Origin of the sequence: Micromonospora sp. U56, from assembly GCF_018070095.1 — a bacterium.
GTDB lineage: Bacteria > Actinomycetota > Actinomycetes > Mycobacteriales > Micromonosporaceae > Micromonospora > Micromonospora purpureochromogenes.
The window spans coordinates 1-1,232 of the sequence record NZ_JAGPYL010000264.1 but is presented as its reverse complement, the minus strand read 5'-3'; the positions used below and the strand labels follow the sequence as shown (position 1 = coordinate 1,232).

The 1,232-nt window shown below is 80.9% G+C and carries 1 pseudogene; it reads left to right on the top strand.

From position 1 onward, the window contains the following. Positions 1-1,232: pseudogene (locus KBX37_RS33895) on the top strand (helix-turn-helix transcriptional regulator); the annotation flags it as partial.

Below are 1,232 nucleotides of genomic sequence, written 5' to 3'. Positions count from 1 at the left end.
GCTCCGCGTCGAGCCGGGCCGGGTCACCTTCCCGCAGCCCCTGGCCCGCGCCATGGTGCGCGGCGCCGCGCCACTGGCCGAGCGGCGCGCCGCGCACCTGCTGCTCGCCGGGGCGCTCGACGGTCCCGGTCAGCGGCTGCGCCGGGCCCAGCACCTCGCCGCCGCCGCCGAGGGCCAGGACCCGGCCCTCGCCAGGGAGCTGGAGCAGGCCGCGGCCCACGACGGGGTCGGCGGTGACGCCGCCTCGGCGGCCCTGCAACGCGCCGCCGAGCTCACCGCCGACCCGGCCCGCGCCGCCGCCCGGCTGGTGGCCGCCGCACGGTACGCCTGGTCGGCCGGCCGGTCCCACCGCGCCCGCCTGTTGCTGGGAAGCCCTCCCGCCGTCGCCGAGCCGACCGTGACCGGGCGGGCCGCACTGCTGCGCGGCGAACTGGACCTGCGCGGCGGTCGCGCCCGGTCCGCGCTGACCGCTCTGCTGGCCGCCGCGGACACGCTGGCGGGCAGCGACCGCGCACTGGCCCTCGGCGCGCTGGTCCGCGCAGGCGAGGCGGTCTGCTTCTCCGGCGACCAGTACCGCTACGCCGAGGTGGCCCGGCGGGCGGAGCCGCTGCGCCGCCCCGACGACCCACCCACGACGGAGCTGCTCAGCGCCTACGTCGCCGGGGTGGCGGCGACGCTGCGTGGCGACCACGAGCGGGCCGGGCCGGCGCTGCGCCGCGCGGTGGTCCTCGGTGGACACCTGGCCGGGTCGGCGCTCACCCCAGCGGCGCTGACCTGCGCGGCGGCGGCCGGCCTGCTGGTGGCCGTGGACGCCGCGGCGCACCGGCTCGCCGAGCGCGCCGTCGAGCTGGCCCACCGTGGGGAGCTGTCCGCCCTGCCGCGCGCCCTGGACCTGCGGGCGGCCGCCGAGTACTGGCTGGGTCGGCACGACGCCGCGGCGGAGACCTCGCGGGAGGGACTGCGGATCGCCCGCGACACCGGTCAGGACAACTGGGCCGGGGTGCACCTGGGCATGCTGGCGGTGCTCGCCGCGGTCCGCGCCGACCGGGACACCAGCCTGCGCCGGATCCGCGAGATCGGCGAGAACCCGGGCGGGCACAGCCGGCCGCGCGCCCTCGCCCAGTGGGCGCTGGCCGTGCTCGACCTGGCCGCCGGTCGACACGCCGCCGCCGCGGCGCGGCTGACCGCGCTGGCCCGGCCCGGCACCGGCCGGGGGCAGGTGCTCGTCCAGG